The organism is Halorussus limi, assembly GCF_023238205.1.
GTDB classification, from domain to species: Archaea; Halobacteriota; Halobacteria; order Halobacteriales; family Haladaptataceae; genus Halorussus; species Halorussus limi.
Window position 1 is genome coordinate 144,860 of the sequence record NZ_CP096661.1, and the last position, 26,063, is coordinate 170,922.

The window sequence follows — 26,063 nt, forward strand, 5'->3', positions numbered from 1 at the left end:
AGTCCCCTCTCGCAGTACGCAGTCACTTTTTACAGTAACAGGGACGCTTTTAGAGTGCCGGCAGCCTTGATAACCGGTCAGAATATTTAACTTCGGCCGGTGTATTTTGTGCACCAATGGATATAAAGAACAAGACTACGCGGCGCGCACTACTCGGAGCAGTCGGCGCGACGGTCGCCGGGGGCGGTATCGCATACGGCGTTCTCAACCCTCAAGATAATCGAGCGTCTGGTGGCAAGGTATCACCGCCAGTATCGGTGAATATGTACCGGAGCGACGCCAAACTGACATCTGGAATCGACCTCGCGAGGAAACCCGTCATGGGGTCGACGGACGCCGACCTCGACGTCTACTATTGGAGTGATTTCCAGTGTCCGTTCTGTAACCGGTTCGAGCAGAACACCTTTCCGAAACTGATTCGAGAACACGTCAAAACAGGTGACGCACGGGTCGTCTTCATCGAGTTCCCGTACATCGGCGATGCGTCAATGACGGGAGCAGTAGCCGCCAAGTGCGTCTGGCGGCAGGTCCGCGAAGAGTCGCCGGAGACCTACTGGGCGTGGCACTCGGAGGTATTCGACGCGCAGGAGAAGCCGAACTCCGGATGGCTTACGCGGGAGAAACTCGTGGGCATCGCCGCACGCGTCCCTAATCTCGACCGGCAGAAGGTGGAGTCGTGTCTGAGTTCAACCCGGGAATCCTTGGTAAAGGAAGTTCAGGAGGAGATGGCCCGCGCCAAGTCGTTCGGCGTTCGCGGGACTCCGGCCTTCGTTTTCTACAACCCCCAGACCGAAAAAGCAGGGAAACTAGTCGGGGCACAACCGTACGACCGCTTTCAATCGGCAATCGAAAACCTCCAGTAAGTTATGACGGGGCAATCCACTGGGCGACGACTGACGACGAGCGCGAGTCGATTGGCGGACGCGCTGCTGTTCCCCGCAACGTCGGGCCAGCGATTGGCGCTTGCGGCCGCTATCGCCGGAGTGACATACTTCGTGTTGATCCTTACCACGTTCCCGGAGTACTCGGTACAACTGTTGAGTGCTGGCGTGAGTTACGTGGATGACGCAGTCATCGCACTAACACAGAACGTTTACCGGACCAACGGGCTAGTCGGTCTTGGACTGGTCTATCTATATGCGCTGCTGACAGGCATCACAGCCACGAACGCGATAGCGGAAGTTCGACTGGCGGGCGTCTCGCAGTCGAAGGATTTGCTCGGCGTCGCGCCCGGCCTCGTCGCGTCGGGTTGTGCAAGTTGCGGTGCTGGTCTGCTCGGAGTCCTCGGACTTGCAGGCGTGCTCGCGGCGCTTCCGTTCCACGGGAACCTGGTCCGAGCAGGTGGCTTGTTGCTGTTACTGTCTTTTCTCGCTCGGTCTGGTGATCCCCGCACGTGTGATGTTTGAAGCGCCACCTCTGTTTCTCAGTATTGTGGAATCTGCGAAATTCTTTATACGTGGAGGGCCTATTCTTTCACATGGAGCAACCCTTCGTCATAGTAGGCGGGGACGCCGCAGGGATGAGCGCCGCAAGTAAAGCGAAGCGCGAGGACCCAGACCGCGACGTGATCGTCTTCGAGAAGGGCCGGTGGGTTTCATACGCCGCCTGCGGGATGCCGTACTACGTCAAGGGCGAGGTCGAGGACTTGGACGACCTCGTGTCGCTGACGCCCGAACAGGTCGTCGAGAACCGGAATATCGACCTCCGCACGGACCACGAAGTGGTCGCAATCGACCCCGAGAGCGAGACCGTCACCGTGTCGGCCGACGGCGAGGAGTTCGAACAGCCGTACGGCGACCTGCTTGTGGCGACCGGCGCCCACGCCGTCGAACCTCCGTTTGACGGGATGGACCTTGACGGCGTGTTCACGATTCACGACATGGACGAGGCCGACGCCATCGAGCGCTACGTCACAGAGAACATGCCTGAGACGGCCGCCGTCGTGGGCGGTGGCTACGTCGGTATCGAGATGGCTGAAGCCCTCTCCGAGCGCGGCGCGACAGTCCACCTCTATGAGATGTTGCCCCACGTCCTCCGACCGTTCGGCGAGGCGGTCGCCGAGCACGTCGAGGACCACCTCCGCGAGCAGGGTGTGAACCTCTACCTCGACACGCCCGTCTCGGGATTCAAAGGTGAAGACGCTGTGGCGGCCGTCGAACTCGAAGCTGAGACGGTGCCGGCGGACATCGCCATCGTCGGCGTTGGGGTCGCGCCGAACGTCGAACTCGCTGAGAACGCTAGCATCGAACTCGGACCGACCGGCGCGATTGCAACCGACGAGTTCGGGCGGACGAACTACGAGAACGTCTACGCGGCAGGCGACTGTGCCGAGGCGACTAACGTCGTCACCGGCGAATCTGACCACGTACCCCTCGCCCTTACCGCTAACCGGGCAGGTCGGGCCATCGGTCAGACCGTCACCGGGACGCCGACCCGCGTCGGCGAGATCGCCGGGACGGCTATCGTGAAGGCGTTTGACCTCGGTGCAGCTCGAACCGGAATCGTAGACAAAGAGGCCGCTCGCGAGGCCGGATTCGACCCCGTCTCGGTAACAATTACGGACGAAACCCGCGCGGACTACTATCCCGGTGCGGAGGAATTGACCGCTACCCTCCTTGCCGACCGCGGGACGGGGAAGGTCCTTGGCGGAAGCGTCGTCGGGCGCGAGGGAGCCAAGCGGATCGACACGGTTGCGACCGCGCTCCACGCCGAGATGACCGTGACCGAACTCCAGAATCTAGACCTCGCGTACGCACCCCCGTTCAGTCCGGTATGGGACCCGATTCTCACCGCTGCAAAGGTCCTCGGCGGTAAACTAGAGTGATTAACGGTGGCGACTCCGACATCCATCGTCGACGGTCTCGTCGACGATCCTGCTTCCCTCGTCGACGTAGCGCTCGAACTACTTACGGTGGACACGTCAAATCCGCCGGGCGACACCCGCGAAATTGTCGCCCTGCTGGAGTCGTATCTCGCCGACTCCGATATAAAAACCCAGCAGTTCGCGGTTGACGAGTCGAAGCCGAACCTGCTGGCGACGAGACCCGGTAAACGCGAGACAACGCTACTGTTTACCGGCCACCTCGACACCATTCCGTACGACGAAGAGGCGTGGACACACGACCCATTGGGCGAGAGAGCGGGCGACCGAATCTACGGCCGTGGAGCGACCGACATGAAAGGGGCGGTCGCCGCGATGCTGATGGTCGCCCGCGCATTCGCAGAGGAGGACGAGCGACCTCCGGTCACACTTCAATTTGCGTTCGTCAGCGATGAGGAGGTTGCAGGTGACGCCGGATTACCCGCGTTGCTCGACGTCGGACACCTCGACGCTGACGCCTGCGTCATCGGTGAACCGACCTGCGAGCGCGGCCGCCACTCGGTCACCGTCGCGGACAGAGGGAGCATCTGGCTGACGCTTGAAGCGACCGGCGAAGCCGCTCACGGCTCGCGTCCGATGCTCGGCCGGAACGCCATCGATCGGCTTTGGGCTGCCGTCGAAGCGGTTCGGACCCAGCTTCGGGAGCGCGACCTCTCGCTACCTTCCGCGGTCGAGCAAATCGTCGACGAGTCCGTCGAGTACTACGCACCGTCGATGGGTGCAGACACCGCGAGACGTCTATTTACGCACCCAACTGTCAACTTGGGCATCATCGAGGGCGGTGAGAGCGTCAATACGGTCCCCCAAACGGCGCGGGCGCAACTCGACGTCCGCCTCACGGCCGGCGTCGACACGGAAGCAGTGCTGGCCGACGTTCGAGACTGCATCGTTAATCACGAGGGCGTCACCGTCGCCGACGTCTCCTGGAGCGTCGGCACCTACGAGAACCTTGCGAGTCCCCTCGTCGAGTCCGTGGCTGCGACCGCGGAGGACGTTACAGGTGACCGCATCTACCGGCGGAGCGCGACCGGCGGTGGGGACGCCAAGACGCTTCGCAACGCCGGCGTACCGACAGTCGAGTTCGCGCTGGGTACCGACACGGTCCACGCGCCAGACGAGTACATCACGATCGACGCACTCCTCGATAACACACGGGTATACGCCGGATTACCGAGCGCCTTCGCCACGGCAGTCGACGAATCGTCAGACAACTCCGTACAAAGAGGATAGAAGGGAACGTAGCTGAGACTGTACTTGAGGGCTCAATGTACGACCAACGGGGGTAATCGATCAGGTGCCGGCAGAATACAGAACTTCAGTCGGCGCTCTGTCCGTGTGAACTCGCCTGATCCACCCGTAGAGGGTTCGTCGACGAGGCCGCGGTCACCAACCGCAGGAACTGACCTGCGTTCGTGAGAAGTTTGTTCTCTGCCTTCCGGAGATGCTCCTCATACGTCGAACGGGCTACTGACGTTTGCTCCGCTAACTCGCGGAGCGACGTCTGGCGCGGTTGCTCGTAGTACCCACTTTCTAAGGCCAATCGTAGTGCCGCTAACTGCCGGTCCGTTATATCCTCAAATAACTGGTCAACCGGGGCCAGCATACTGTGCGGGATCTGTTGTTCCGTGATGGCGGTTTTAGAGAGAACTTCGATATCGCGGTCTGCCTCTAAGTCCCGAAGCAGGGCTCTAACGTCCGCTTCGTCGAACGCAATCACCGTGTAGTGTTCCCACCCCTGGCGGTGGATGGTCGGTGGTTGATAGAGACAGTTGTGCTCCTCGAACCGGTCGATGATAGACTCCTCGAGTGAACAGAGGCAGGACTGGGTAACTATGTTCAGACCTGAATCATCCATCGTCTTGTGAAGAATCGTCCCTATACGGTTGATCTCCTCAAGCAGTTCCTCGGTCGGTGCCTCTGACGAGCTAATTTCCAGTACTTGGCAGTCACTCAGGTACCACTCCCGTATCGTGAGGTCCGGAAAGTGTTCTGAAATCTCCCGATACGGGCATTCGTGTTTCACCCGGAACGAGGCTTCGTACAGACTCATACGAGAGTATTGGACCTCGTCCGGATTAACGGTGCCGGTCATGACCGGCACTACCTATATTCAAACACCGACCTTACTGGTAATCACAGATGACGGAGATCAGTCCGAACGAACTCAGTGAACGATTACAGACCGACGAGGAGGACGTCCTAGTTCTCGATATTCGGCACGAAGAGGACTACGACGATTGGCACATCCCCGGTAGCATCAACGTAGACGTCTACGATCGACTAACCGACGATCCGTATGCGGCAAAGGATGCTCTCAAGGAACTCCCTGACGGAAAGGAGATCGTCACCGTCTGTGCCGCTGGCGTCGCCTCACAGAGTGCGACCGATATCCTCCTCGAGATGGGATACGATGCTACGACGCTCACAGACGGGATGAACGGGTGGAGTCGTGTCCACCGGTCCGCATCAGTTCCAGCTGACCTCGACGGCACGTTCATACAGGTCGCACGGCCTGGGAAGGGTTGTCTCTCTCACGTCCTCATTTCAGAGGGCGAAGCTACCGTGTTCGACCCCTCTCAGTACATCGAGGAGTACGACGAGATTCTCAGCGACCACGACGCCGAACTCGTCGGTGTCTTCGATACGCATGCCCATGCAGATCACGTCTCTGGAGCTGCGGAACTCGCCAACCGTCACAGTGTTCCGTACTACCTCCACCCGAAGGACGCGCTCGCCATCGATGCGACGCCCCTTGAAGATGGGCAGACCGTTACCGTCGGCAGTCTCGATATCGAGGTCATCCACACGCCGGGACACAGCGAAGGGAGTGTCTCGTTCGATATCGACGGGGCAGCCCTGATTACGGGCGACACGCTCTTTCACGACAGCGTGGGACGCGTCGAACTCGGCGTCGAAGCGGGGATTGAAGATTCCGACGTGGAGGAGAACGCTGCGACGCTCTACGAGAGCCTTCAGCGGTTGCTTGACCGGTCGGACGACACTCTCGTCTTGCCAGCACACGACCCCGGTTCACCAGAACCGCCGGTGACTGCAACCCTCGGTGAGGTCAGGGAACGGAATGAGGATCTCGGCCGTGGTCGTGAGGAATTCGTCGCGGAACTCGCTTCCGATATCCCGGATCATCCGCCGAACTTCGAGCGCGTCAAGCGGACGAATGTGGGACAGGAATCGGTTCCCGCCGACGAACTGGCCGAACTCGAACTGGGTCCGAACAACTGTGCAGCCGAATAATCCATGAGTACCGAAACTGAACTCAAGCAGGGAATCCGCGAACATCTCGGGCAGTTCTCACTGCACGTTCTGCTCGTGTTCGCTACGGGCCTGACCATCGGCTCTGAGCGTGCCGTCGTCCCCGTCTTGGGTCGTGACGTACTCGGCGTCGAATCGTTACTCGTCATCGGTTCATTCGTCGTCTCGTTCGGCTTCGTCAAGGCGCTTCTCAATCTTTACGCCGGCAAGTGGGGCGGCGAATACGGCCGCAAGCCAGTGCTTGTCCTCGGATGGGCGACTGCACTACCGCTCCCAATCATTCTCATCTTTGCGCCGAGTTGGGGCTGGATCACGGTCGGGAACATCCTGCTGGGTATCAACCAAGCACTGACTTGGAGTATGGCGATCAACGCCAAGATCGATCTCGCAGGTCCCGATCAGCGAGGGTTAGCCGTTGGTATCGACGAGGCGTTCGGTTACACCGGCGTCGCCGCCGGTGCTTGGATCACTGGCATCATCGCTAACCGGTGGAGTCTCCGGCCTGAGCCCTTCTACTTCCTCGGGGTCGTGGTCGTGCTGGCGTTCCTTATCTCGATCTTCCTGATCAAGGAGACTGTCCAGTACGCAGAAGTTGAGGTTGATGACGACGACCACCACGATGCGAACCTCCCGTTCGTTGAGGTGCTGAAGCGGGCGACCTACGGCGATAAGACGCTGTTCGCCGCAGCACAAGCGGGTCACATCGAGAAGTTCGTCGATACGCTGTACTGGCTCGCCGTCCCGTTGTATCTCACGAGTCAGGGACTCGGGATTGCAACGGTTGGGTTCGTTGTCGGTGTCCACAGCGCGATGTACTTCCTCCAGATTGCTACTGGTGGTCTTGCGGACCGAATCGGTCGTCGTCCGCCTGTCGTTGCTGGGATGTTCCTCACCGGCGCGGGCGTCCTCGGGATGGTACTCGTCGAGGGATATCTTCCGTGGGTCGTTCTCTCGGGGTTTTCCGGTCTCGGGATGGCGTTGCTCTATCCGAATCTGATGACAGTGCCGGGCGACGCGGCACATCCGACGTGGCGTGCGACGGGGATGGGCGTCTACCGGATGTGGCGTGATTCGGGTTACGGCGTCGGCGCGATTCTCATCGGCCTCGCGATGGAATTCGTGAACGCCGAGGCCGCATTCTACATGACCGCTGCCCTGATGTTCGTCTCGGGGGTAATCGTGTACTTCTGGATGGAAGAGACGCACCCCGAGTTCGGGACACACGAGCCACCTGCACCTGCGACGGAGCGGTCGGCCAAGACGGTTACCCAAGACTAGTTCAGTAGACGTTCTTTCTGGTAGTGACCGTAATTGGCGTTCACTTGGCCTTAGTACGGACAAGATTACATCAAATCTACAATCTATGTCCGTGAGTGACCGGTCTGGCCGACGAGTTGAGCTACAGCCCATCTGATTTTCGACCTTGCCCCTGTCCTGTCTCAGTACAACATTGCTCCTACAGGTGGGCGAGAACGAGTAAGAGTCAAAGGAGAGGTTTATTGACCGGTTCTATTTTCCTCTTCGGAGGTAGTTCAAAATTCTGTAGGGTGTTCGCAGAACCCGCCGTCCGTCTTAGTTCTCCTCGGATTGGTCATGTTCCGGGACTGGGTTTGAGGTTCGTCTCGATTGGTAGTTCTAACCCATGACTGCAAAATGGTGACCACAATCGCCTCCGTGAATGCAGTGTCGGAAACATTCTCAACGGAGTACTGTACCGTACCGTTATGGACGTAGCGGCCGAGTTCGAGTACGATGATCGAACTCTTGTTCGGTGACGAACTGAATGATGCAGGCGGCTACATCGGAGAGGTCATCTACGGGGCCAACGACGGCATCGTCACGACGTTCGCGGTAGTGGCTGGCGTCGCGGGAGCTGCACTCGATCCAGCTATCGTGCTGATCCTCGGCGTGGCGAACCTACTCGCGGACGGGTTCTCGATGGGCATGAGCAATTACCTCAGCCAGCAGTCCGAACGGGATTACCAGGTAGCCCAAGGTAATGTCACCGAACAAGGGAAACCGCCAAGATATACGGCAATAATAACGTTCCTCGCGTTCGTCGTCGCGGGCTGGGCACCCCTATTCCCGTACGCGCTCGGACTCGCCTCAACATTCCGATTCTCGGTCGTTGTGACGGCCGTCGCGTTCTTCATCGTCGGAGCAAGCCGAACCCTCGTGACGAACCGCCGATGGTACGCCGCCGGCGGCGAGATGCTGGCGGTCGGAATGCTCGCCGCGGGAGTTGCGTTCGCCGCGGGGAACGCCCTCGGCGGACTCGCGTAGATGGCCGACCGTCGTACCGTAACGGTCGCCGTCCTCGTCTTTGTCGCCGTCGCCACCGCCCCGATCCCCGGACTGGCCTCGCCCGGACAGTACGCGCTGGCGACGGCGGCCTTCGCGGGCGTCCTCTGGGTCACCGGCGGTCTGCCACTCCCGATTACGGCGTTAACCATTCCCGTACTCCTCGCGGGCTTCGGCGTTGTCCCGAACGTTGGGGAGGCAGTCGCTGGCTTCGCCGACCCGATCATCTTCCTCTTGCTCGCCGGGTTCGTCCTCGCGGAGGCGCTCCAAAAACACGGGACGGACCGCCGCGTCGCGTACCATGTCCTCGCCGCCGTGGGGACCTCCCCGCGTCGAATCGTCTTCGCCGTAATGGTCGCCACGGCGGCGCTGTCGATGGTGATTTCAAACTCCGCGACCACCGCGATGATGGTCCCCATCGCTCTCGGTATCGCCGACCGAGTGATAGCAGACGACGCAGGGACGAATGGCGGTACCGAACGCGACGCGGTGTCGGAGAACCCTCCCGCAGTAGAACAGACGATACCCCGTGACGAGTCTGCACGGCTGACCGAACAGCCGAACTTTCGACTGGCGATGCTTCTGGGCGTCGCCTACGCGGCCAGCATTGGGGGTGTCGGGACCCTCATCGGAACGCCGCCCAACGCCATCGTGGTCTCCCAGCTCAGTGAGCAACTCGGCTACACGATTACGTTCGTCGACTGGCTGGCGATCGGTCTCCCGTTTGTCGTGGTCGGGCTGCCGGTGACGTGGTACGTACTCGCCGTCCTCGTCTATCCTCCTCAAGTCGACGATGCTAGCGTCGCACGCGAAGAAGCGAGGCGATACCTGCGTCGGACGGGACCGCCCTCGGCCGCCGAACAACGCGTCCTCCTTATTACGGGCGCAACGGCCAGCCTCTGGCTACTCGGTGGCCTCGGGTTTCTCTTCGAGGGTGTTCTACCACCTCGCCTGTACGTGACGTTGTTCGGCGGTTCGGGAGACCACCTTTTCGGCGTCGGAGACCACCAGGGCATCTTGTACTTCGTGACCGTCGGACTGGCCGCGATACCGGCGCTCGCAATCGCTGGAACCATCGACTGGGACGACATTCAACGAATTGACTGGGGAACTATCATCCTACTCGCCGGCGGTATCTCGTTGGCGAACGCACTCGCAACGACGGACGCGACGCGCTGGCTGGCCGAATCGGTCGTCGGCTCGATGGCTGGCGCACCGATTCTGGTCGTCGCGCTCATCGTCGCCGCCGCGATGGTCGCCGCCTCCGAAATCGCCTCGAACACGGCGATGGCGGCGATCTCGGTGCCGATTCTCATCTCGATGGGGCCGAGATACGCGGGAGCGTTCGGGACCTCACCGACGGCCGCAAGCGTCTTTCTGGCCATAACGGGCGCTATCGCGGCCAGTTTCGGCTTCGCGCTTCCGGTTGCGACGCCGCCGAACGCCATCGCGTTCGGGACTGGCCAGATGACGAAAGATCACATGCTCCGACCGGGAGTAATCCTGGACGTGGCGATGGTGCTGGTCACTGCGGTACTGGCGTTCGGCCTGTTCACGCTAGTTTGGCCGGTAGTGACATGAAACGAACGTCGGACGGCGTGACGGTCAGTGGGCGGTCTTCTCATCGCCCGCGGCAATCGCCACGCCTTTGACGTACGAAGCCTCGTCTCCCTGCTCGTAACGATGGCAGTAGAGTATTCTATAGTAACCCATTCGGAGCAGGTTCGGAACGTACTCGCAGTATCCACTAATACATTCGCCTGTCCCTGATACTTTCGAAGGCCACTCAGAACTTCGCGCCAACTGCTAACCAAGTACCGTGGTTAGGGACATGTAGTTCACGAGGTGATCGATGATGCAAAAGCACATAAATCCGTTCGTCGTCATGGCCGGCCTGTATCTGAGCGTCGGACTACTCGCCGTCGCAGGCAAATTATCCGTCGAGAGTGGCTTAATTGAATCGCTTCCTCGTTTGCGGTGGCTAACAATCCACTTCGTCACGATCGGTGGGATGACACAGGCGCTGTTCGGCTTTTTGCCGTCGCTAACGGACAGTATCGGAGGTACAGAACGATCGGTAGACGGTACGTCTCGCTGGTGGCAGTGGTTACTACTCAACGCTGGATATCCACTGATCCTAATCGGAATGGCGACCAGTTCGACAACTACCGCCGTGGCGGGAGCGACGATCGTTCTCGGAGCGCTTGGCCTGCTTATCGTGACCATTTACCGGACGAGCAGGCGAGGTCACGATTTGCTCCGGTACTACCGAGTCGCTCCGTGGTTTCTGGTCATTGGTATACTTGCGGCGTTCGGAATGTTGCTCAACATCCATGGCCCAGGCGGCTACTTCGGCTCGATCGAGGCCCACGTCCACGCGAACGTCTGGGGATTTCTCGCACTCATCGTGGCCGCGACGGTGCTCACGCTCTTGCCGGCCCTTTTTGAAACCGAACTCCGCTTCCCCCAACTCGTCCCTGTGACGTTCTGGGGAGTAACGCTCGGCGCTGTGGGGTTGGTTGCTGGGCCGTGGCTTGCTCGTCACGAACTCACGATGCTAGGACTCGCCATTTACGTCATCGGGACCATTGGACTCCTAGTGAACATCGTGGGAACCTACCACAGTAGCGACTATCGACGTCCGAAACAGCTTGGACTGGTGCTGGGTGGGTACCTATGGCTGGTATTTCCCGTTCCGTGGGCCCCGCTTGTGCTCTTGTTCCCGGACACCGTCCCCGCCGGACCCATTGAGATCGCCGCGATTAACGGGCTAGTGTTCGGCTGGATGCTCCAGCTCGCAATGGCGTTCCTCCCGGTAGTAACGCTAGCGTCCGGGCGGTCCACAGCAGATGACCTAGTGGAGATCGTCACCTCGGTCGCTGGCGACATCACTCAACCTTCCTGGATTCAGGTGGGAAGCGTGAACGTCGGAATGTTCGCACTCTGGTTGACTGCCTTCCCTTCTATAGATCCGATCGCGGAGACGCTGACTCTCGGCGGATACGCACTAATAGCGATCGCTTGGCTACTGTTCGTGATCTCGTTCTGGCGCTCACTTGAAAACTCGTCGGGTCGCAAACGTCCCTCCCAGCTGATCGGGGATTAACTCCGGTCAGCATGGAGACTATCGATTCGAAAATCGTGTTTCCATGTGCTCGTCGACGAACCAGTGGATAATATGGTCTTCAGCCCGGTGAAGAACGTCACTACAGGTGGCGTTTGCAATCTCGAGGGTATCAGCTACGTCGCCAAGTGTCGCCTCTCTCGGCGTGCGATAATATCCGTCCGCAACCGCGGTTAACAAGATCTCTTGCTGACGATCGGTAAGTAACTGATCTGCCTGATTCGCGTCAATCTCACGAACGTGTTCGATGTCGAATCTGATGCCGAGGTTTTCGAGCTGTGTGCGAAGACTGGAGAGACGACTCGATGACGTAGTCAACTTCCACGTGGCTTGGCCGTCTTTTATATCGAATGGCGTCGTGAGGGGGACACCGGCTCGCCAAACCGGTAGGAGAAGAAGTGGGTTCGACGTTTGAATCTGGAGAAGCGCTTCGTCCTCCTGTTTCGATAGTAGTTCGAGATCGTCAATATCGTCACGGTCTTGGATATCGGTGATAATGGGTAACGGATCTGTAGCGACGAGCTGTACGAGCCCGATACCGGTGTTTTCACTGGGCATACTCGCGACAACTTGGAACACTACCTCCGGATGGCGAGACGAAATTTCTCCTATCCAGGTGTCATCCGGGATATTTATCGTGAGCTTGGCGTGGGGCATTGAAAGCTAGTTCATCGTACTCTTTCGCTATAAATAACTACAATCACGAATATATTCGTAAGTAGTTCGCACCCTATTTTTGATTCCATCGTCCCGTCCGACGATCAACGACGTGTTCAAGCGTCTACTCTGGGGTTCGGGGCTACAGAGATAGTGCAATGTTCGTCGTTCAAGATGCGATTCCATACGACTACGAATAGAATTATCACAGATAAGGATAGCGTAGCTCCTCGTCGAGTCGAACGAGGTATCTCATCGGTCATTCATGCCCTTGGGTTAGTAACCTCAATTGTGCAGATCATCGACGAATCCGAACAACGACGAACATCACTACTGCCGCAATCGTCGCCATGACTGCGATGGAAACGACGTCGGTGACGGAACGGAGTCCAGCCACGTTGGCGTACCTGAGGAAAGACAGAACGAGAGCAACGTATCCAAATGCGGCAACTGCCTGAATACCCGACTGAAGAGCGGCGTCAGTATCCTCGAACTTGAGAGTGACTGTTACAAGTACGGCGGCCCCGACTACCGCGCCGATGAGTACACCCAGAATTCCTGCGCCGGGATCGACCGCCATGGCCTCGATGACCAGAATGGCAGCGAGAATAAACGTCGTGATTCCTGCTCCGAGACGACGAGGAATCGAAGAAAGCCCATAAGTCCGCCACGAGTATCGACTACAAAGATATTACGGTAATCCGATGTCTTCTCGGAGGGACCACCATTGGCGAACGCTTCTACTCACGGGAGCAATTGTGTCGATGACCGTGCATCGCGGCCAAACGGAACCGCCGTGTCATACGGTCAACCCCCGTATTTTCCATTTCTACGCGTTACCAGTCCCATGGTCGTCCCACTACGGATGGGCTGGCGTCACCTCGCGTTCATGAACTGGCCTTTCGACCCCGCCACTGTCGCCGCCCATCTACCCCCGTCCCTCGAGGTCGACACGTACGATGGACGCGCCTGGCTCTCGATAGTTCCCTATCTAAACGTCGCCGTTCGCCCGCGCGGCGTTCCGGGGACTGCGGGGTTCTCCCTTCCCGAATTGAATCTCAGAACGTACGTCACGAGCGACGGAGAGCCGGGCGTCTACTTCTTCAGCTTGGACGCCCAGGGAATCCTCGGCGTCGTCGGTGCACGCCTCTTCCACCATCTGCCGTACTACTACGCCCGAATCGAGTTTCAGGAGTCCAGTGATGGTATCTCGTTCGAGAGTAAGCGTCTGCACCCGGGCGAACGTCCGGTCCAGTTCACCGCGACCTACGGTCCAGTTGGCGAGGCGTTTACCGCCGCGCCGGATTCGCGCGCCGAGTTCCTCACGGAACGCTATCGATACTACACCGAGGACCTTGACGGACGACTTCGATACGCCGACGTTTCTCACGACCCCTGGTCGCTCCACGAAGCGGAGGTGACAATACGCGAGAACACGCTGTTTCACGCGAACGGATTCGCGCCGCCCGCCGGTGACCCGGTATGCTACTACAGCCCCGGAACGGATATTACGGCTACAAGAAGTCTTTCTCGACGCTGAAGCCGCCCTACTCACCGAGTAGCCGTTAGTAGAACTCACCCCGAGTACGGCCGCCTCTCCCGGACATGGAATCAGTCGTCCGGGAGTGGCCTAGACTCGTCTCGACGGAGAGCCTTCGGTCCCCACCAGACCACGACACCGGCGGCGAGAAGTACCGTCGCCACGGACTGGTACCTCTGCGCAACGGATGAAAGGTCAAGTAGCTGTCCGGTAGCGTTACCGACGAAATGAAATAGAATGACCGCGAGGACGCTCCGATTTGTGTTATTGTACACCCAGGTGTAAAGAACCGAGCCAACGACGATATTGAACGCGAACCACGCTGGCTCGGGCGAGAAGTCCCAGCTGCTGAAGTATCCGACCATCAGAAACAGCGGTGCGTGCCACGCTGCCCACACAACGCCGAGAACGATGCTCGAAGTCAGCGCGCCCCATCGAAGTTGGAGCCGGTCAAGCCAGTAACCTCGCCACCCGATCTCCTCGTGAAGCGGGCCGAGTAGGAAGATAGCTAGTAGCGTGCTTACGAGTCCGACTGGGTCGGCCAGCAGTGTTCGTATAGGATCGACGCTCAACGATTGCGTTGCTCCACCGAGGAGGGTCGCGGTCCCTGCACCGACGAGTGCGAGCGATGGCCAAAGGACGAGCACGACGAAACTCCACAGGAGCGGAATTCGGCTCGGCTCGATGATACGCCGCCACAGGTCTTCGAGTCCTGCGCGTCCGGCAACCTGCCACGACATGACGATGCCGCCAAGAGTTACCCCAATTCCGCCGACGACCAAGAAGACAACCCCGGGAACCCGAAAGGCGTGCCAGCCCTGAAGTATCGGGATACTCCACCAAACCCAGGTCCAGACGTGGGAGAACAGCAGGAACCCCCAGACGTCGAACTCGCCCGAGACAGCCGACTTATTCCGCGACACCATTGTCCTATTCTGCCCCTATCAGCCGGTGGGCTGAAGCCAATCGGTAATGGCGGCCCACAACACGACGATATCGAGGACCATCGGCAGTATCTTCGTGGTACCGAAGAATCCTACCATCAGCAAGAGTGACAGGGTGGCTCCGCCCCCAGCCAGCATCCTCCACCAGCCGAACGGTACTCTGATCTCTACTACCGCCAGGGCCGCAAGGAAAAAGAGTACTCCTGCGGTCCCGGCAAGGAATATTCCGGAGAGTGGTATGCCGGAAGACACTGTGACCTGGCCCAACAGCCCGCTGTCGCCACCGCTCCAGGGCCACACCCACCTCAACAGGCCCCCAAACTCTCTTTGGGCCTCTCTGTCCAGGGGAACGAAGTACGAGGCTGCGAAGTGGGCCTGTAATACCAAAAGTGCTGTGAAGAGCCATTTACTCGCCGTCATACTCTCCTGTTGGTCATCTCGACTATTAAGGCCTACATGCGCTGGCGCATCAATACCGCTTCATCGTTGATGGACACTATCGCCACTATGACCTTCGGTAACTGCCGCACGGGGCGTTGATGGAATTTTGATTGAGTACCGAGTCAGTTGGTGAAAGAAGGCCAAGCTAGTTCTATAGCGACGTGATACTATAGAGAGTGAAGCTGTTTGAGTACGTCGCTCGCCGGGACTGGCCACGAGTCGTCGGCTATCTCCTCTTCGTGTCACTTCTGTCCGCGGGCTACTACTACAATCTCACGTTCGTCCAGCTCGGTCTCTTCGACCTCGGGGTAAACCGAGTAGGGATGGACCACGTCGACGTCTCAATCGGCATGGCGCTCCTCGCGCTTCTGGCGTTTCTCACCGCCGTCGTAACTGGTGTTTGGCTCGACCGTACTGGATGGAGCCGGAGCCTGTTGGTCAAACTCCGTCTCGTATTAGGAGTCGTTCTGGTCCAATTCGTACTGACTGCCACCGCACCCCTCGTCGCCACGTCCGAACAGTTCTTCTCATGGGTCGTGGTCTGTGCGATCTCGCTCGGCGTCGGGATGCCGACGACGCTCAGCTTGACCATCGACTTCATTCCCGTCCGCGACCGCGGCTACGTGGCCGCCGCCATCGCCGCTATCTCGTTTTCTATCGCCGCGATTTACCCACTTGAATGGTCCATCGAAGGGTTCAGCCTGGTAATGGTGGCTGCAATGATTCCCGGAATCGTGGTCCTCGGCGTGCTGGCATCTGGCCGTGTAAGCGTCGTCGAGAAGTTCGCCGGACGGAGTGAGAGCTTCGACGTCGGACGGTTCTGTAGACCGAATCCCGTCTCTACGTGGAGTCTGACATTCTGGACGCTCGTCGTGCTGATGTTCGGAGTGTTCTTCATCGATAGCCTCGGCTTCCTCCGGATCGTCGAAACTCCCACCTACATCTTCACGTCGTGGCAGTCACCGAGTCTCGATGTACGCCTATTCATCGCACTCGCCCACGTCGTCGGTGCCGGGATGGCGGGCGTCCTCTACACGAATTTCGAACGGCGGTGGCTGTTCCTGTGGGTATTCGGCCTGTTCTCGTTCACGCACCTTCTGTACACATTCGACATTCGGATGGCGCAGGCGGGCGAGCCGTCGTTACTACTGCCATTGTTCTACGTGCTCGCAGTGAGCTTCTACACGACACTGAACTTCGCGCTGTGGCCCGACCTGTCGACGCCCGAAACGATTGGGACGCATTCCGCGATCGGTTTGGGAATGGCCGGTTTTCTGGCGACGTTTCTCAGTACCGGCGTCGCACTCTACTTCCAGGCGCGCGAGGTGTCGCTGTTCGACCATCTCAACTTCGTCAATGCGCTGGCGCTCCTGTTGTTCTTCTCGGTGGCAGTCCTGCTGTACGTCCGACGGATGATCGCGCTCGCACGAGGGGAGGTAGCATGAGACCCGAACTCATTCCACTGCTCGTCGTCGCACTGCTGATGCTCTCCGCTGGCGGCGGCGAGGTAGACCGAGTCGAGATTCTCGTCGACGGCGACCACACGATCGACCAACTCGATCACGCGCTGATCGTCGGCGACGCGACGGTGACCGTCCCCGACACTGCCACGGTGTCAGGACCGATCTACGTCATCGCCGGAGACACCCGAATACGGGGAACCGGCGACGGGGACGTCGTCCAACTCGCGGGAAATCTAACGGTCCAGGAGGAAGCGATAATCGAGGGTGAACTTCGCCTCGTCGGAGGCGTTCGAACTATCGCTCCCGGGGCGGCGATCGCCGAGCGAACATCATTCGAGCCCGTTCCGCAGGAATCCTCACCCGCCGCTAGAATCGTCGCGTTCGTACTACAGTCGCTCGTCTTGGGAGTTTCCGGATTCGGTCTCGCTCGATGGAAGCCGACGCTACTCGCAAACGTCGGGGATTCGATTACCGACCACGTTCTCGTCAGCGGTACGGTCGGACTGCTCGCGAGCGTGACGTTGCTGGCGTTGTTCGTGTTCATGGCATTCACGCTGATCTTGCTCCCGATTAGCGTACTCGGCATTCTGGTTGGACTTCTCGTTGTCGGATACAGCGTCGTCGTCTACGGCTTCCTCGTGGGACAGCATCTTCCGTTCGAACGACCCGGACTTGCGTCTGCTGTCGGCTCAGTGCTCTTTCTTGGAGTGTTGACGGTGCTTCCACGGATTCCAATCGTCGGGTCGTGGCTCGGAATCACGCTCGTGACGGTCGGAATCGGAGCAACGCTCGTCACCTACTTCGGACTTCGTCGGTTCGAACCGGTTCAACTTCCGGAGTAGACCAAGACACGCAGGATCGACTTCGGCGATGCGCCCTAATCGTCTTAGAATGCTGAACATCCACCCACGGATAATCGTAGGTGCGTGAATCGTTCCGATCACACGAATTATCGCGTGGTATCTGCATATACGGAGGGGCACTCATCCTTAATGGGCGTGGGGACGTACTGAATCAGGACTTACGATGATATCGTTCTTGATATGTTACGGAACGGGGGAGGGCCAGACGGAGAAGGTCGCCGAGCGAATCATCAAGGTAATCCGCGAACGGAGTCACGAAGCCACCGCGGTCAACACCGACGAAATTCCATCCGACCTCGATGTCAAGCAGTTCGACGCCGTCCTCGTCGGCGCCTCCATCCATGCAGGAAAGCACCAGTCGGTGGTCCGCGAGTTCGTCAAGACGAACCGAGACGCACTGGCGAAGAAGCCGACGGCCTTCTTCCAAGTGTCGCTGTCGTCTGCGACCGAGGAAGGCCGGACACAGGCAGCGGGGTATGTCGAGGAATTCATCGAAGATACGGGGTGGCATCCCGACCGGATCGGTCTCTTCGGCGGAGCTTTGCGCTACTCGGAGTATGGCTTCCTCAAGCGATTGATGATGAAACAGATCGCCAAGCGGACGATGCCCGACGTTGATACCTCCCGAGACGCCGAGTTCACCGACTGGGACGAGGTCGAAGCCTTCGCTGCCGATGTCGCCGCGTTCGTCGAAGGCCGCCTCGGCATCGATCCGTCCGACTCGAACGGGCAGGAGGAAGTCGAATGACCCTCCCGAAGGACGTGTTATCTTACTCGTTCGTTCGGTTCTCGACCTCTATCAGGGCGTGGCGATGACGCCGGGGATAATCGTCGGAACGATTCTGTTCGTGCTCCTGTACCGCTGGGTTCTGGGGGGAGAGAGCGACAGGACCGGAGCCACTAGACGAGGTGTCGATGCGTGACTGCATCTCGCGTCACAGTCCCGCGTCCGTACGTTCTCGCTTCAGTGGTAACGCTGGTGCTGACGGTTATTGCAACCGTCGTCGGCCTGTTCGTGCCCGGCTTCTACCGCGACGCACCGGTGCTCCTCCCTCAGGTCTACGGCCAAGATTTGCTGACGCTCGTGGTTGCCGTCCCTACTCTGGCGGCGTCGTTGTACTTTGCCGCTCGCGGATCGCTTCGGGGATACGTCGTTTGGCTCGGGGTAACCGGGTATCTACTCTACACCTACGCCTCCTACGCGTTTATGACCGCATTCAACGAGCTGTATCTAGTGTACACCACACTGCTCTGGTTGACGTTATTCACGTTCGTCGGTGGAATGGTCCGACTGGATGCAGATGCACTCAAGCAGTCGATCGGCGAAAAGCCAGTCCGGGCGTACGTCACATTCCACCTGCTGTTGGGCGCGTTGATAACGCTCCTGTGGCTCTCGGAAATCCTCCCCGCGACCTTCGCGGGAACGACACCGCCGAGTATCGCAGAGGCTGGACTCCCGACATCGGTGATTTACTCGTTCGATCTCGGCATCATCGTTCCGGCCTTCCTCCTCACCGCGTACTGGCTCTGGAAGCGCCGGGCGTGGGGGTACGCGTTCACCGCCGTCCTGCTTGTGAAGATCGCCACGCTAGGTGGGGCCGTGTTGGCGATGGCGTTCTTTATGATTCGCGACGGACAATCAGTACCGCTACCTCAGATTGTCATCTTCGGGGTGCTGACGCTCACCAGCCTCCTTCTACTTATTAAGTTGCTCCGTTCGATCAGTCCCGAATTTGGCCGTGCGCCGGCAGAACCAGCGACAATGCCATGACGTAGTCGATACCCGGCTACATGCACATCCTGTCCCAGAACGACTGTGATTTCCCCTCCCCTAGTCAGAGTTCTCCAGCGTTTGCATCTTGTTGGCGAGTTCTTCGTAGAGGGGCCTGTTGATAGAATGAGGGTGATTGTGAGCAATGTAGAGCGTGTAGTTATCGTTCACTCAAGCCACTACACCATTTGACCCGGAATATCGGCAATGCCCATGGCGTCGTCGGCGCATCCCTCATATCATGGTATTCCGAGGTACTCCAAACTGTCGTGAACCCTATGCGTATGATGTCGCCTGTAAATGCTATACCTGGAAATCTGAAGGCCTCTCTAAAGTTCTTCCACACCAGCTAGATAGCATGACCAATCCTTCCGTAAGGATGTCTTTCAATTCAGACGTAGCAGCTGGAGAACCTGCCGGACGTGAAACATCGTCTGCTCTTGGCTGTTCGCATTCAGGGCACTCTGGAGTTGCTCCTCTGCTGCAATCTGCAACGTCGCATCATCGGTCGAAGATAACGACCGCTGCTGGTCGGTCAAAGGTAGTTGCTGGATGCCATCATGTGCAAGTTCGACGGTTTGTTGCTCCTCGTTATGTTGGATGATGCCAGCATTTGCGAGCTTCGGTAGATGGACGTGATAAATGGACGCACGTACCTGCTCAACGGTCTCTTCGTCGACGTCACCAACCGACGTTCCTGTTTCCCGGGCTGCGACAGACCGAGCGAGGGTTGCTACGTCAACCGCTGTCGTCCGGTCAGTCAAGATCGAGAGTATCACGCGTCGTCGGTCATCCGCGAGTGCCCCGTACATCTCGGTTAACGATGGTATGGTGGGCTTCCTCTCCGTATTCATGGACTGTGTCTCGATTTCTTGCATTCGTTTTCCCCCTCAGTCGGCCGTATGGATACCAAACAGTCCCACCGGTTAAGCTAGCTCCCTACCATTTTTGGGTATTCATATTGTCAGTCTCTGCTTTACAGCGATCAAAGCCTCATCGAAGCGAGGGTCTTCCCAAACTACTGGCCATAACAGCGATTACGAAGCATTGGTTTCCGGTGGCGGAAACTATTCCTGTGTATGGCGCATGCCATTGGTATGGACTCCGCCGAGTCGACGCGACACGTGTTCGCGGACACGCTCGCCGCCTTCGACGCGACGCCGCCAGCACCCCCGCTGACGACCAGCGAGGTCGCCGATGTCGTCGACTGTTCGCGGCGGACCGCGTACAATCGGCTGGAACAGCTGGTCGAAGACGAACTCCTTGAGACCAAGAAGGTCGGGGCGAGCGGCCGCGTCTGGTGGCGTTCCCGGCCGACCACCGCGTCCCAGCCGACCGCCGACCTCGCACACGGCAGTTACGAATCGGTCGTGAGCGACGTCTTCGGCACGGCGGACGTTGGCGTCTTCCTGCTCGACGACGACTTCGACGTCGTGTGGATTAACGACTCTATCGAACGCTACTTCGGACTCGACTCGGCGGCCATCGTCGGACGAGACAAACGGCAACTCATCCGGGAGACGATCGGGGATGTCGTCGCGGAACCCGACGACTTCGCCGAGACCGTGATCGCCACGTACGACGACAACACGTATGCCGAGGAATTTGAGTGCCGAATCACGGCTGGTAACGGGCGTAACGAGCGATGGCTCGAACACCGGAGTAAACCCATTGAGACTGGCGAGTATGCCGGCGGCCGCGTCGAACTCTACTACGACATCACTGCCCAGAAGGCGTCCGAGCGGGCACTCCGCGAGCGCGAGCACCAGTTCCGCTCGCTCGTACAGACAGTCGACGAATATGCAATCTTCATGCTCGACCCCGACGGCCGCGTCGTGACGTGGAACGAGGGGGCCGAGCGGATCAAGGGCTATTCCCGTAAAGACGCCATCGACAAGCACGTCTCGACGTTCTACACCAAGACGGACCGTGCTGAGAACGTGCCTGTACGGAACCTCGCTACTGCCGCACGTGACGGCTTCGTCGAGGTCGAGGGCTGGCGGGTGCGAAAGGACGGCACGCGGTTCTGGGCGAAAGTCAGCATCTCGGCAATCCGCGACGATGACGGCACTCTTCAAGGGTACGCGAAGGTGACCCAAGACATGACCGACCGCCGTAAACACGAGCGACAACTCCGCCGCGAGCGTGACCTCGTCGAGAACCTCTTCGACGTGAGTCCTACTGGCCTCATGGTGTTCGACACCGACGGCGACCTCCAGCGGTTGAACTCTCGTGCAAAGGACATCCTCGGGCTTTCTCACGGTGAGCACTACGCCGCCAGTGAGGTTGATCTCGTCGGGCCGGACGGCCAACCCCTGTCGTTCGAGGAGCGCCCGCTGGCGCGGACGTTGACGACGGGCGAGGCAGTCACCAATCAGGTCGTTCGAGAGGCAGAGGCAACCGACGGTGACCGTCGGTGGTTTTCAATCAGTACCAGACCAATCCGTGACGACGACAACACCCTCAAACAGGTAGTCGTCTGCACCGACGAGATTACGGAGCTCAAGGAACAGGCCCGACAGCTGGAGCAACAGCGCGACAGCCTCCAGCACGAGCTCGACGAGGTGTTCGCCCGAGTTGACGACGCGTTTTATGCCCTCGACGATGAGTATCGATTCACCTACGTCAACGACCGCGCCGAAGAATTACTTGGACAGCCCGAAGCGGAACTTTACGGTCAGAACGTCTGGGAAGTGCTGGACGTAGCCGACGACGATCCCCTTCGCAAGCAATTCGAAACCGCACTGGCAACGCAGGAATCCCAGATTTTCGAGCGGTTCTCAGAGCCACTCGGAATTTGGGAAACCGTCAGAATCTATCCGTCGGAGTCTGGGTTGTCAGTCTACTTCCGTGACATCACCGAGCGCAAGGAGGACGAACAAGAAATTGTCGCTCTCAATCGCCTGAATACCATCGTTCGCGACATCACCGACGCGGTCATCGACCAGTCGACCCGCGAGGAAATCGAACGAGTCGTCTGCGACGCACTTGCCGAGGCGGACGTCTACAAGTTTGCGTGGATCGCAAACGTCAACCCGACGACGAACTCAGTGTACTCCCGGATTGAAGCCGGTGTCGACGGCTACATTGGCGATGTGTCGATCTCTGTCGACTCGGATGACCCCCACGGGCAGGGGCCCGCCGGTCGGGCTATTCACACCCACGAGGTACAAGTCACCCGAGACGCGTTCGACGATTCGGCTTTCGAACCGTGGCGCGACCTCGCTCGCGAGTACGGCTATCGGTCGTCGGCAGCAATCCCCATCGTCTACGAGGGCACGCTGTACGGTATCATCGGCGTGTACTCCGCCCGGAAAGGAGCGTTTCACGACGGTGAGCGCGAGGCTCTCGGCCAGCTGGGGGAAGTCGTCGGGCACGCGATTGCGGCCCTCGAACGTAAGCAGGCGTTGATGACCGACACCGTCGTCGAACTAGAGTTCCGGATTCCGGGCTTCGTCGAGGGAGCGGCCCCCAAATCGGACGCCGACGGGACGATCACGTTAAATCAGACTGTCCCAATCGGAGATGGCATTTACCTACAGTACGGTACCGTGACCGACGACGCGGTCTCGACGCTGGAGGCGCTCGTCGACGAACTTCCTTTCTGGGACGACGTGACTATTACAGAGCAAGCGGTCGGAGATGCGACGTTCGAGCTTCGGCTGACGGAACCGCCGGTCGTGTCGGAGCTTGCTAGCCGCGGCGGCCGCGTGAAACACCCCCGCATCGGGGATGGAGACCTTGAGATGACGGTTTACCTCCCGCACAGCGTCGACGTCCACCGAATCACCGACGTGCTGGAGGATGTGTATCCTGAGACCGAGTTGGTTACGCGACATAGCGTCGTTCAGACTGATGATACGGCGAAACGCGTGGCAGAGGCGTTTGCTGACGATCTCACCAACCGACAGCGGGCGGTCGTCGAGGCCGCGTACCACGCGGGATTCTTCGAGTGGCCCCGCCAGAGTTCGGGCGAGGAGGTAGCCGACTCGTTGAACATCGCCGGCCCGACGTTTCACCAGCATCTACGTCTCGCCCAGCAGAAATTGCTGGGCGAGTTGGTGGCCAGCGCTACGGCGAGCGTCGGAGAATAACGAACTTTCAGTCTTCTCTATCGATAGTATCGCCGCTGAGTACAGGACGCGCATCGTTTATTCAGTGTAGAATTTGACGAACTTCAACAGAATCTCGTAGAACTGTCGTCCTGACAAAAACAGGGTAAACGCTTGTTACCTTGCTCGTCGTGACCGCCGATATGGGGGATTTGCTGACAGACCGTGTGGCAGTGGTGACAGGCGGATCAAGCGGTATCGGTCGGAGTATCGCCCGGGCGTTCGCGGAACACGGGGCCGACGTGGTGGTCGCCGACGTTCGAGAGACGCCGCGGGAAGGGGGAGCACCGACGCACGAACTTCTCGAAGACGAGACGGACGCGAACGCGGCGTTCGTCGAGTGCGACGTCACCGACGTTGAGGACATCGAGTCGGCCATGAGCGCGGCCGACGAGTTCGGAGGTATCGACGTGATGGTCAACAACGCCGGCATCTTCCGACTGGAGGAGTTCCTGGATGTCACGCCCGGGGAGTACGACCGGTTGATGGACGTCAACGTCAAGGGGATGTTCTTCGGCGCCCAACGCGCCGCGGCGCGAATGCTCGAGCACGACGGCGGCAGTATCATCAACGTCTCGAGTATCGCCGGCATCGTCGGCAACGGCAGGTACGTCACGTACTGCACTTCGAAAGGTGCCGTCCGCCTGTTGACCTACGCGCTCGCTCACAGTCTCGGCCCCGAAGGAATCCGCGTCAATGCAATTCATCCAGGGGGTGTCGAGACCGCGATGTCCGAGGACGCGAACCTAGGTCCCGAGGCGACCGAGGCGTTCGTAGAGATGATTCCCCAACGCCGGATGGGCCAACCCGAGGACATCGCCGGGGCTGCACTCTTCCTAGCGAGCGACCTGGCGTCCTACGTTACCGGCGAGTCGCTCGTCGTCGACGGTGGATACACCTACACCGGATAGCCACTGCTGGGGCAACTATACATTTTCTAGGGAAAATTTATCACTCCTAAACCATTACTATATAATGTCGAAGGCTCGTTCTGTATGCTCCTGAAGTGCAGTCGGCTTCGAACGAGACGGGGAGGGAACGATACTCTCTGATGTTGAGCATTGCCCCCTCGTTTTTTCTCGTCGGCGTGGTAGGGCGCGTGATGGTCAGCAACAACCGGAACGTATCACGGCGACGTGTGTTGCGCATCGGAAGGGGTGCGGCACTGCTGGGAATCACAGGAAGCAGGGGGGTGCACGGGTTGGGAGCAGAGTCCCTCGATGGGTCTCAAGAGGAAGTAGGCGGGGACGGACAGGACGCGACTCTCGTCGCCATGGAAGGACGAGTCGAGGTAGCACCGGGCGAGACCAGCGACACGTGGTTGTACGACGACCGGTATCCCGGACCGGAACTCCGCGTGAGCGAGGGGGACACGTTGCGCGTCTCCGTCGAGAATCGATTGCCGGAGGAAACGACCGTTCACTGGCATGGCATTCCCGTCCCCAATCCGATGGACGGCGTTCCGAACGTCACGCATGACCCGGTCCCGCCCGGCGAGACGTTCACGTACGAGTACGAAGCGTCGCCGGCGGGCACCTACGTCTATCACAGCCATGTCGGTCTCCAATTCGACAGGGCGCTCAACGGGCCATTGATCGTCGAGGAGGAGTCGCCCCACGTCGAGTACGATCGGGAGTTCACGCTGGTCGTCGACGACTAACTCGCTGGCGACCCAACCCTCGACTCTATCGAAGCGCCGCTTGGGGGAGGTCGTGGCGGTGGTGGCGGTGGCGGTCCCGGTGGAGGCGGAGACGGACCCGGTGGGGGCGGCCCCGGCGGCGAAGACGGAGACCGGAACGGTGGAATGGGAGGCGGCGGTCCGATGCAGGACCGCCGTCCCCGTACGAAGGGATGGTCGTCAACGGCCGTCTTCCCTCGAACCCGCCCGCGTTCGACGTCGAAGAAGGCGAGCGCATCCGACTCCGGTTCATCAACCCCGGCGGCGCCACGACGCACCGAGTGGGCGTCGGGGGACACTCGATGACCGTCACGCACGCCGACGGACGACCGGTCGAACCGGTAGAAGTCGACTCCTTCTACATCAGCATGGGCGAACGCTACGACACGATCGTCGAGGCCGACTTCTCCAAGGACGGGGCCATCGTCGCGGCACCCGTCGTCGGAAGTGAGCAACCTGCGGAAGCGATACTGCGGTACGACGGTACCACTGACGGCAATTCTGCGGAACGGCCGCAGTTTGACGGTCGGACGCTACAGTACGGCGACCTCAAGGCACTCGAACCGCTCGACGTCGGTGGTACACCGGACCGGACGTTAGACCTCACTCTTTCGGGGGGAATGATACGGGAACCCGGAGCGTGGACCATCGACGGACAGGCGTACCCGGACGCCGACCCGCTAGAAATCAGGGAAGGCGAGCACGTCCGGGTGCGGATGGTGAACCACAGTCCGGCGATTCACCCAATGCACCTTCACGGCCACTTCTTCCAGGTCGGCGACGCAGTCAAGGACACCGTCCTTGTTCCACCCCATCGAGGCCAGGTTTCGTTCGACTTTCTGGCGGACAACCCCGGCGACTGGCTCTTCCACTGTCACAACAACTATCACCTAGAGCGAGGGATGGCTCGCGTCTTCGAGTACATCTAAGGAACGCTCCCGGTTTTCGGACGTACTTGGTTGAAACAGTTCCCCGGAGCGATCTCACCGGATGCCAACCGATCATCGGACGACGGTCA

24 protein-coding genes are annotated in these 26,063 nt (G+C 59.4%); 18 read left to right on the forward strand and 6 right to left on the reverse strand.

Features of this window, described 5'->3' with window-relative positions:
- Positions 1–116 precede the first annotated feature (116 nt).
- The 4 genes from M0R89_RS20925 (at position 117) to M0R89_RS20940 (ending at position 4,111) form a co-directional block, all read left to right on the forward strand.
- On the forward strand, positions 117–863 hold the full coding sequence (locus M0R89_RS20925) for a DsbA family protein (RefSeq protein WP_248652958.1): 747 nt from the start codon (positions 117–119) through the stop codon (positions 861–863).
- A 51-nt stretch (positions 864–914) separates the two neighbouring features.
- Positions 915–1,406 (forward strand): hypothetical protein, encoded by a 492-nt coding sequence (locus tag M0R89_RS20930; RefSeq protein ID WP_368408907.1) that lies wholly within the window; start codon positions 915–917, stop codon positions 1,404–1,406.
- Positions 1,407–1,477: 71 nt separating this feature from the next.
- On the forward strand, positions 1,478–2,824 hold the full coding sequence (locus M0R89_RS20935) for an FAD-dependent oxidoreductase (RefSeq protein WP_248652960.1): 1,347 nt from the start codon (positions 1,478–1,480) through the stop codon (positions 2,822–2,824).
- Positions 2,825–2,830: 6 nt separating this feature from the next.
- Positions 2,831–4,111, forward strand: a complete 1,281-nt coding sequence (locus M0R89_RS20940) for a M20 family metallopeptidase (protein ID WP_248652961.1) — start codon at positions 2,831–2,833, stop codon at positions 4,109–4,111.
- A gap of 85 nt (positions 4,112–4,196) precedes the next feature.
- Here M0R89_RS20940 and M0R89_RS20945 read toward each other — a convergent pair whose 3' ends face one another.
- Positions 4,197–4,931, reverse strand: coding sequence for a helix-turn-helix domain-containing protein (locus M0R89_RS20945; RefSeq protein ID WP_248652962.1), 735 nt, complete (start codon positions 4,929–4,931; stop codon positions 4,197–4,199).
- Positions 4,932–5,020: 89 nt separating this feature from the next.
- Between M0R89_RS20945 and M0R89_RS20950 the strand changes: the two genes are divergently transcribed.
- From M0R89_RS20950 to M0R89_RS20970, 5 genes are all read left to right on the forward strand, one after another.
- Positions 5,021–6,133, forward strand: a complete 1,113-nt coding sequence (locus tag M0R89_RS20950; RefSeq protein WP_248652963.1) for an MBL fold metallo-hydrolase — start codon at positions 5,021–5,023, stop codon at positions 6,131–6,133.
- Positions 6,134–6,136: 3 nt separating this feature from the next.
- A complete protein-coding gene (locus M0R89_RS20955; protein ID WP_248652964.1) occupies positions 6,137–7,429 on the forward strand; it encodes an MFS transporter in 1,293 nt (430 codons plus the stop codon).
- A gap of 474 nt (positions 7,430–7,903) precedes the next feature.
- Positions 7,904–8,434: a VIT1/CCC1 transporter family protein gene (locus tag M0R89_RS20960; protein WP_248652965.1), complete on the forward strand. Its 531-nt coding sequence runs from the start codon at positions 7,904–7,906 to the stop codon at positions 8,432–8,434.
- Positions 8,435–10,033, forward strand: coding sequence for an SLC13 family permease (locus tag M0R89_RS20965; RefSeq protein ID WP_248652966.1), 1,599 nt, complete (start codon positions 8,435–8,437; stop codon positions 10,031–10,033).
- A 271-nt stretch (positions 10,034–10,304) separates the two neighbouring features.
- Complete coding sequence (locus M0R89_RS20970) at positions 10,305–11,558, forward strand: heme-copper oxidase family protein (protein ID WP_248652967.1); 1,254 nt, start codon at positions 10,305–10,307, stop codon at positions 11,556–11,558.
- Positions 11,559–11,576: 18 nt separating this feature from the next.
- Here the strand turns inward: M0R89_RS20970 and M0R89_RS20975 are convergent, their stop codons facing one another.
- Positions 11,577–12,233 carry a helix-turn-helix domain-containing protein gene (locus M0R89_RS20975; protein ID WP_248652710.1) on the reverse strand — a complete coding sequence of 219 codons (657 nt, stop codon included), beginning with the start codon at positions 12,231–12,233 and terminating at the stop codon, positions 11,577–11,579.
- Positions 12,234–12,531: 298 nt separating this feature from the next.
- Positions 12,532–12,879 (reverse strand): DUF8147 domain-containing protein, encoded by a 348-nt coding sequence (locus M0R89_RS20980; RefSeq protein WP_497007471.1) that lies wholly within the window; start codon positions 12,877–12,879, stop codon positions 12,532–12,534.
- A gap of 201 nt (positions 12,880–13,080) precedes the next feature.
- On the opposite strand from M0R89_RS20980, the gene M0R89_RS20985 reads away from it, so the two are divergent.
- Complete coding sequence (locus M0R89_RS20985; protein WP_248652712.1) at positions 13,081–13,773, forward strand: YqjF family protein; 693 nt, start codon at positions 13,081–13,083, stop codon at positions 13,771–13,773.
- Between the two features lie 71 nt (positions 13,774–13,844).
- Here M0R89_RS20985 and M0R89_RS20990 read toward each other — a convergent pair whose 3' ends face one another.
- Together M0R89_RS20990 and M0R89_RS20995 are read right to left on the reverse strand one after the other, a co-directional pair.
- Positions 13,845–14,699 (reverse strand): CPBP family intramembrane glutamic endopeptidase, encoded by an 855-nt coding sequence (locus tag M0R89_RS20990; protein WP_248652713.1) that lies wholly within the window; start codon positions 14,697–14,699, stop codon positions 13,845–13,847.
- 18 nt (positions 14,700–14,717) lie between these two features.
- Complete coding sequence (locus M0R89_RS20995; protein ID WP_248652714.1) at positions 14,718–15,137, reverse strand: hypothetical protein; 420 nt, start codon at positions 15,135–15,137, stop codon at positions 14,718–14,720.
- A gap of 197 nt (positions 15,138–15,334) precedes the next feature.
- On the opposite strand from M0R89_RS20995, the gene M0R89_RS21000 reads away from it, so the two are divergent.
- The 4 genes from M0R89_RS21000 (at position 15,335) to M0R89_RS21015 (ending at position 19,255) form a co-directional block, all read left to right on the forward strand.
- Positions 15,335–16,603 (forward strand): MFS transporter, encoded by a 1,269-nt coding sequence (locus tag M0R89_RS21000; protein WP_248652715.1) that lies wholly within the window; start codon positions 15,335–15,337, stop codon positions 16,601–16,603.
- A complete protein-coding gene (locus M0R89_RS21005; protein WP_248652716.1) occupies positions 16,600–17,463 on the forward strand; it encodes a polymer-forming cytoskeletal protein in 864 nt (287 codons plus the stop codon). Before M0R89_RS21000 ends, M0R89_RS21005 begins: the two co-directional genes overlap by 4 nt.
- A gap of 184 nt (positions 17,464–17,647) precedes the next feature.
- The gene (locus tag M0R89_RS21010) at positions 17,648–18,232 is read left to right on the forward strand and encodes a flavodoxin domain-containing protein (protein ID WP_248652717.1); all 585 of its coding nucleotides are present in this window, start codon (positions 17,648–17,650) and stop codon (positions 18,230–18,232) included.
- Positions 18,233–18,403: 171 nt separating this feature from the next.
- The gene (locus tag M0R89_RS21015; RefSeq protein WP_248652718.1) at positions 18,404–19,255 is read left to right on the forward strand and encodes a hypothetical protein; all 852 of its coding nucleotides are present in this window, start codon (positions 18,404–18,406) and stop codon (positions 19,253–19,255) included.
- Positions 19,256–19,641: 386 nt separating this feature from the next.
- Here M0R89_RS21015 and M0R89_RS21020 read toward each other — a convergent pair whose 3' ends face one another.
- Positions 19,642–20,133: a DUF7344 domain-containing protein gene (locus tag M0R89_RS21020; protein WP_248652719.1), complete on the reverse strand. Its 492-nt coding sequence runs from the start codon at positions 20,131–20,133 to the stop codon at positions 19,642–19,644.
- 219 nt (positions 20,134–20,352) lie between these two features.
- Here M0R89_RS21020 and M0R89_RS21025 point away from each other — a divergent pair, with 219 nt between their 5' ends.
- From M0R89_RS21025 to M0R89_RS23500, 4 genes are all read left to right on the forward strand, one after another.
- Positions 20,353–23,349: a PAS domain S-box protein gene (locus M0R89_RS21025; protein ID WP_248652720.1), complete on the forward strand. Its 2,997-nt coding sequence runs from the start codon at positions 20,353–20,355 to the stop codon at positions 23,347–23,349.
- 161 nt (positions 23,350–23,510) lie between these two features.
- Positions 23,511–24,278, forward strand: a complete 768-nt coding sequence (locus tag M0R89_RS21030; protein ID WP_248652975.1) for an SDR family oxidoreductase — start codon at positions 23,511–23,513, stop codon at positions 24,276–24,278.
- 140 nt (positions 24,279–24,418) lie between these two features.
- Positions 24,419–25,027, forward strand: a complete 609-nt coding sequence (locus M0R89_RS23495) for a multicopper oxidase domain-containing protein (RefSeq protein ID WP_368408904.1) — start codon at positions 24,419–24,421, stop codon at positions 25,025–25,027.
- Positions 25,028–25,218: 191 nt separating this feature from the next.
- A complete protein-coding gene (locus M0R89_RS23500) occupies positions 25,219–25,974 on the forward strand; it encodes a multicopper oxidase family protein (RefSeq protein ID WP_368408905.1) in 756 nt (251 codons plus the stop codon).
- Positions 25,975–26,063: the final 89 nt, after the last annotated feature.

Coding starts and splice junctions, on each gene's coding strand:
- M0R89_RS20970 (WP_248652967.1), top strand. CDS start 10,305: ATGATGCAAAAGCACATAAATCCGTTCGTCGTCATGGCCGGCCTGTAT.
- M0R89_RS20965 (WP_248652966.1), top strand. CDS start 8,435: ATGGCCGACCGTCGTACCGTAACGGTCGCCGTCCTCGTCTTTGTCGCC.
- M0R89_RS20925 (WP_248652958.1), top strand. CDS start 117: ATGGATATAAAGAACAAGACTACGCGGCGCGCACTACTCGGAGCAGTC.
- M0R89_RS20990 (WP_248652713.1), bottom strand. CDS start 14,699: ATGGTGTCGCGGAATAAGTCGGCTGTCTCGGGCGAGTTCGACGTCTGG.
- M0R89_RS21030 (WP_248652975.1), top strand. CDS start 23,511: ATGGGGGATTTGCTGACAGACCGTGTGGCAGTGGTGACAGGCGGATCA.
- M0R89_RS23500 (WP_368408905.1), top strand. CDS start 25,219: ATGGTCGTCAACGGCCGTCTTCCCTCGAACCCGCCCGCGTTCGACGTC.
- M0R89_RS20950 (WP_248652963.1), top strand. CDS start 5,021: ATGACGGAGATCAGTCCGAACGAACTCAGTGAACGATTACAGACCGAC.
- M0R89_RS20975 (WP_248652710.1), bottom strand. CDS start 12,233: ATGCCCCACGCCAAGCTCACGATAAATATCCCGGATGACACCTGGATA.
- M0R89_RS21010 (WP_248652717.1), top strand. CDS start 17,648: ATGATATCGTTCTTGATATGTTACGGAACGGGGGAGGGCCAGACGGAG.
- M0R89_RS23495 (WP_368408904.1), top strand. CDS start 24,419: ATGTTGAGCATTGCCCCCTCGTTTTTTCTCGTCGGCGTGGTAGGGCGC.
- M0R89_RS20985 (WP_248652712.1), top strand. CDS start 13,081: ATGGTCGTCCCACTACGGATGGGCTGGCGTCACCTCGCGTTCATGAAC.
- M0R89_RS20945 (WP_248652962.1), bottom strand. CDS start 4,931: ATGAGTCTGTACGAAGCCTCGTTCCGGGTGAAACACGAATGCCCGTAT.
- M0R89_RS20960 (WP_248652965.1), top strand. CDS start 7,904: ATGATCGAACTCTTGTTCGGTGACGAACTGAATGATGCAGGCGGCTAC.
- M0R89_RS21020 (WP_248652719.1), bottom strand. CDS start 20,133: ATGCAAGAAATCGAGACACAGTCCATGAATACGGAGAGGAAGCCCACC.
- M0R89_RS21025 (WP_248652720.1), top strand. CDS start 20,353: ATGGACTCCGCCGAGTCGACGCGACACGTGTTCGCGGACACGCTCGCC.
- M0R89_RS20935 (WP_248652960.1), top strand. CDS start 1,478: ATGGAGCAACCCTTCGTCATAGTAGGCGGGGACGCCGCAGGGATGAGC.
- M0R89_RS21005 (WP_248652716.1), top strand. CDS start 16,600: ATGAGACCCGAACTCATTCCACTGCTCGTCGTCGCACTGCTGATGCTC.
- M0R89_RS20955 (WP_248652964.1), top strand. CDS start 6,137: ATGAGTACCGAAACTGAACTCAAGCAGGGAATCCGCGAACATCTCGGG.
- M0R89_RS20995 (WP_248652714.1), bottom strand. CDS start 15,137: ATGACGGCGAGTAAATGGCTCTTCACAGCACTTTTGGTATTACAGGCC.